1 protein-coding gene is annotated in these 5,072 nt (G+C 70.7%); it reads right to left on the bottom strand.

What is annotated here, in order from left to right; genetic code table 11:
• A partial coding sequence (locus AB0F13_RS27680; RefSeq protein ID WP_362087897.1) for a beta-ketoacyl synthase N-terminal-like domain-containing protein occupies positions 1 to 5,051 on the bottom strand: 5,051 nt, incomplete at its 3' end.
• Positions 5,052 to 5,072 lie beyond the last annotated feature (21 nt).

The following is a 5,072-nucleotide window of genomic DNA, read 5'->3' as shown; positions in this document are numbered from 1 at the left end:
TCCTTCAGGGCGTAGAGGGCGGTCAGGAAGACCAACGGCACCGACGCCGCCTGAGCAGAGGACCACTCCCCCGGCACCCGGACCAGATACCGCTCGTCGACCACAGCGACCGGCCCGAACCCACCAGGCACCATGCCCATCACCCGGTCCCCCGGACGCAGGCCATGCACGTCGGTCCCCGTCGCGGTCACCACACCGGCGGCCTCGGCCCCCAGCGGGCCGGCCTCACCGGGGTACATGCCGAGGGCGTTGAGAACGTCCCGGAAGTTGACGCCTGCGGCCTCGACCGCCACCCGGACCTGCCCCGGAGCAAGCGGCTCCAGGGCCTCCGGATGCGGGACGAGCACCAAGCCGTCCAGGCTGCCCTTGGCGCCGGCGTCCAGCCGCCACGGCTCCCCGGCCGGAGGCAGCAGGCTCCGCCCCGAAGCGGTACGGGCCAAGCGGCCCACCCGCAGAGCACCGTCCCGCAGCACGAACTGCTCATCGCCCGTGGCAAGCAGCCCGGGCAGGCTCGGCAGTACACACGAGAGATCGTCGACATCGACGTCAAGGAGCGCGAAGCGCCCGGGGTTCTCGGACTGCGCCGAGCGCACCAGGCCCCACACCCCACCGGCCGCCAGGTCGTGCACCGATTCGCCGTCTGCGGCCGACACCGCGTTGCGAGTCACGAACACCAGGCGCGAGGCGGCGAACCGCTCCTCCGCCAACCACTCCTGCACCAGGCCGAGGGCACGGGCCGTCAGCTCATGCACGGCGCCGGGGATGTCATCGCCCGCACCCCGGACCGGGACCAGCACCAGGCTCTCATCGCCTGTGACCTCTGCCAGAGACGCTGCCGCCGCGCCGACGCCGAAGTCGTCCGCCGAGCTCAGTGTCACGCATCGAGTCTCTTCGGAGACCTGTGCCTCCGGAGCGGAGACCCAGTCCAGGTACAGCAGCGAGTCCTGCTCGGTGCTCTGGTGGGCAGGCGCCACTACGGCCTGCCGGGCTCGCATCGCAAGCGACTCGACGCTCAGCACCGGCGCGCCCTCTACGTCGGCGACCGCGATGGTCAGCGAGTTCTCCCCGAGCTTGACCATGCGTGCCCGTACGACCGACGCACCACTGGCGTGCAGCGATACACCGCTCCAGCCGAAGGGCATCACAACGTAGCCGTCGTTGCCGACACCGGCGATCTCGTGGGCGTGCAGCACCGCGTCCAGCAGTGCCGGATGCAGCCCGAAGCGCTCGGCATCCTCGATGGCGTCGTGCGGCAGCGCCGCTTCGATGAAGACCTCGTCGTCGCGCATCCAGACCGAGCGCAGCCCCTGGAACACGGGACCGTACTCGGTCCGCTCGTAATATCCCTCGATGTCCACAGCAGCCGCGTTCCGGGGCGGCCAGACGGTGGCGTCGAACTTCGCCACCCGCTCGCCGGTGCCCAGCAGGCCCGCGGCGTGCTCACTCCACACCTGGTCCGCCGCGCGCTCCGGGCGCGAGTAGAAGTTCACCGTACGGGCGCCGGTCTCGTCGGCCTCGCCCATCAGCACCTGGACCAGCGCGGCGCCGTCCTCGGCCAGCACAAGCGGAGCGAGGAGCGTGAGCTCCTCGACCCGGTCGCAGCCGACCTGGTCGCCGGCGCTCATGGCCAGCTCCAGGAAACCGGTGGCCGGGAACATGACCTTGCCGTCCACCACGTGATCAACGAGCCACGGGTGCGTCTGCAGGGACAGCCTGCCCGTGAACAGCACCTCGTCCGAATCCGCGAGCGCCAGGGTCGCACCCAGCAGCGGATGCTCCGCCGGCGACAGACCCGCGCCCGTCACGTCACCCATGTGGACGGCCGGAGTGGGCCAGTACCGCTCGTGCTGGAAGGCATACGTCGGCAGGTCGACACGACGGGCACCCGTTCCAGTGAAGCAGGACGTCCAGTCGACGCCCACGCCGGCCACGTGCAGCCGGGCGAGAGCGGTCAGCAGCGCGGTCTCCTCGGGCCGGTCCTTACGCAGAGCGGGGACCACGACCACGGTGTCGCTGCTGTCGCCGTCCAGGCTCTGCTGGGCCATAGCAGCAAGCACACCGTCGGGGCCCAGCTCCAGGAACGCCGAGACTCCCGCTTCGGCGAGCGCCTTCACGCCATCGGCGAAACGGACGGCTTCACGGACGTGACGTACCCAGTACTCGGGGCTGCAGACCAGATCAGCGGTCGCCTGCTCACCGGTCACATTGGAGACAAGCGGAATCTGTGGAGCCGCGAACGACAGCGTCGAGACAGCCTGCCGGAACTCCTCCAGCATCGGTTCGATCAGCGGCGAATGGAACGCGTGGCTGACCGACAGACGCTGCGTCTTGCGCCCCTCGCCCGCGAACTTCTCCGCGATCCGCAGCACGCCTGCCTCATCACCGGCGATGACGACCGCGGTCGGGCCATTGACCGCCGCGATCGACACACCATCGGCCAGGTGCTCGGTCACCTCGGCCTCGGTGGCCTGGATCGCGACCATCGCACCACCCGCAGGCAGCGCCTGCATCAACCGTGCCCGGGCCGCCACCAGCGTGCACGCATCGTCCAGCGACAACACCCCAGCGACGTGAGCCGCTGCGATCTCGCCGATGGAGTGACCGGCCACGAAGTCCGGACGTACGCCCCACGACTCCACAAGACGGAACAGCGCCACCTCGACCGCGAACAACGCAGGCTGCGTAAAACCGGTCTCATTCAGCGACTCGGCGTCGCCGAACATCACCTCCCGCAACGGACGCTCGGTCTCGGCATCCATCCGCGTCAGCACCGCATCCAGCGCCTCCGCGAAGACGGGGAACCGGCCGTACAACTCCCGGCCCATCCCCACCCGCTGCGAACCCTGACCCGAGAACAGGATGGCCAACGACTGGCCCGAGGCCGCCACACCACGCGCCACCTCAGAAACGGCACCACCATCAGCCAGCAACACCGCACGGTGTTCGAAGGCCGACCGGCCCGCCGCCAGCGAGAAGCCCACATCGACCGGGGACAGGTCCGGCCGCTCTCCGATCCATGTGCTCAGCTGCTCGATCTGGGCCGTGAGTGCCTCCGCCGACTTGCCTGACACCGGCCACGGCGCCGCTGACAGTTCGCGCGGCCCGTCCTGCAGTTCGCGCGGCTCGTCCCGCGGTTCGCGCGGCTCGTCCCGCGGTTCGCGCGGCTCGTCCCGCGGTTCGCGCGGCCCGTTCTGGCTTTCCGGCGCTTCGACCTGCGGGGCCTGCTCGATGATGGTGTGCGCGTTGGTACCGCTGATGCCGAAGGCCGACACGCCGGCGCGGCGCGGTCGGCCGGTTTCCGGCCAGTCGGAGGCCTCCGTGAGCAGCTTGACGTCACCGGCCGTCCAGTCGACGTGGGACGAGGGCGCATCCACGTGCAGCGTGCGCGGCAGTGTGCCGTGCTGCATCGCCATGACCATCTTCATCACGCCGGCAACACCGGCCGCCGCTTGTGAGTGGCCGATGTTCGACTTGATCGAGCCCAGCAGCAGCGGCTGTCCTTCGGCCCGCTCCTGCCCGTAGGTGGCCAGCAGCGCCTGGGCCTCGATGGGGTCGCCGAGGGTGGTGCCCGTGCCATGGGCCTCGACCGCGTCCACGTCGGCAGTGGACAGGCCCGCGCCGGCCAGGGCCTGGCGGATCACGCGCTGCTGCGACGGGCCGTTGGGGGCCGTCAGCCCGTTGGACGCACCATCCTGGTTGATCGCCGAACCACGCACCACGGCCAGCACCGGGTGCCCGTTGCGGCGGGCGTCGCTCAGCCGCTCCAGGACGAGCACGCCCACGCCTTCCGACCAGCCCGTACCATCGGCCGAATCGGAGAACGCCTTGCACCGTCCGTCCGATGCCAGACCGCCCTGCCGGGTGAAGCTGGGAAAGCCGATGGAGGTGGACATCACCGTGACGCCCCCGGCGAGGGCGAGCGAGCATTCGCCGGTGCGCAGGGACTGGGCGGCCCAGTGCAGCGCGACGAGGGACGACGAGCACGCGGTGTCGACGGTGACCGCGGGGCCTTCGAGGCCGAAGGTGTAGGACACACGTCCGGAGACGACGCTTCCGGCGAGGCCGGTGCTGGTGTGTCCCTCGAGGTCGTCGCGCGAGTTCATCACGAGCATCGTGTAGTCCTGGCCACCGGTACCGACGAAGACGCCGGTCTGGCTGCCCCTGAGGGAGGCAGGCTTGATTCCGGCGCGCTCGATGGCCTCCCAGGAGGTTTCCAGCAGCAGTCGCTGCTGCGGGTCCATGGCCAGCGCCTCGCGCGGCGAGATCCCGAAGAATCCTGCGTCGAATTCGCCGATGCCCTCGAGGAACCCGCCCTTGGAGGTGGCGCTGCGGCCCCTGCCGCTCTCCCCTCCGCCCATCAGGGTGTCCAGGTCCCAGCCGCGGTCGGTGGGGAAGTCGGAGATGCCTTCCCGGCCGTCGAGGACCAGCTGCCACAGGTCCTCGGGGGACCGTACGCCGCCGGGCAGGCGGCAGGCCATGCCGACGATGACGACCGGATCCTCCGCCACCGCAGACGAGACTGCGACGGGGGCGTCCGCATCGCCGTGCTCGTCCAGGAGCACCGCGATGAGGTGTTCGGCGAGGGTGGTGGGGGTGGGGTAGTCGAAGACGAGGGTGGCGGGCAGGCGCAGGCCGGTGGCGGTGGTCAGGCGGTTGCGGAGCTCGACGGCGGTCAGCGAGTCGAAGCCCAGGTTGTGGAAGTCCTGCGTCGCCTCGATCGCCTTGGCGGAAGCGTGGCCGAGAACGGCCGCGGCCTCGCCGCTGACCAGGTTGACCGCGTAGCGGAGCCGCTCGTCGTCCCGCAGTTCCCACAGCCGGCGGGTGAGCAGCGCGGCCGTGCCGGCCCCGCCGGCCGCGGTCGCGGCCGACCGCCGGCCGGTCTTGACCAGGCCCCGCAGCACGGCAGGAACCTCACCGGGGACGCGTACGGCTCCGGAGACGGGGCCGATGACCACGAGGTGGGCGTCATCGCAGCTGGTGGCGGCGTCGAAGAGCGCCAGGCCCTGCTCGACAGTCAGCGGCGGCACCCCCGAAGCCGCGATGCGCTGCATCTCCGCCTCCGACAACGTCCC

This window comes from Streptomyces sp. NPDC026206 (genome assembly GCF_040638465.1).
Lineage (GTDB): Bacteria > Actinomycetota > Actinomycetes > Streptomycetales > Streptomycetaceae > Streptomyces.
The sequence above is the reverse complement of the archived record's forward strand: the minus strand, read 5'-3'. Positions and strand labels throughout refer to the sequence as shown.